This window comes from Bacillus sp. P4_D3 (assembly GCF_056401855.1).
In genome coordinates this window covers 1-531 of sequence record NZ_JBFUIN010001343.1, presented here as the reverse complement: position 1 = coordinate 531, position 531 = coordinate 1, and the positions used below count along the sequence as shown (strand labels likewise).

General features: G+C 30.6%; 1 protein-coding gene. It reads left to right on the top strand.

Features of this window, described 5'->3' with window-relative positions; all coding sequences use genetic code 11:
- Nucleotides 1-197 precede the first annotated feature (197 nt).
- A complete protein-coding gene (locus AC1DTM_RS31235; RefSeq protein ID WP_477001792.1) occupies nucleotides 198-446 on the top strand; it encodes a CPCC family cysteine-rich protein in 249 nt (82 codons plus the stop codon).
- Nucleotides 447-531: the final 85 nt, after the last annotated feature.

Genomic DNA, 531 nt, shown 5'->3' with positions numbered 1-531 from the left:
CAACTGAAAGTGGCATATGCGGATGTATACAAGAGGATTTAGGGGATGAGGTGTACATTGACAATAAAATTGTTTTATTTATAATAAAGTCGTTTAAAAGTTAATAAAGTTGTTTCATTTTAAATGCTTTTTAGCGAAGGATAGTTTAGCAGGATGTGATAAAATTAAATAAAAGTAGGGTTTTTTAGGGGGATTATATGAAATATACATGTCCATGTTGTGGTTATAAAACATTAGAGGAAGAGCCACCAGGTACATTTGATATTTGCAGTATCTGTTTTKGGGAAGATGATAACGTTCAATTTGATGATCCTGATTATGAAGGCGGAGCGAATGAAGAATCTTTGAGACAATATCAAAAAGCCTTTTTAATGAGGCATGTTAATCAAAAACTACCTGATAATAATGAACGTGATCCTAACTGGATACCACTTTTCGAAAAATAACACTTGTTAAACTCGTCAACTAATAACTTGAGTTTTAAATAACTTTATTATTGCTGATTTTTTTAAAATTAGTGAAGGATAAATC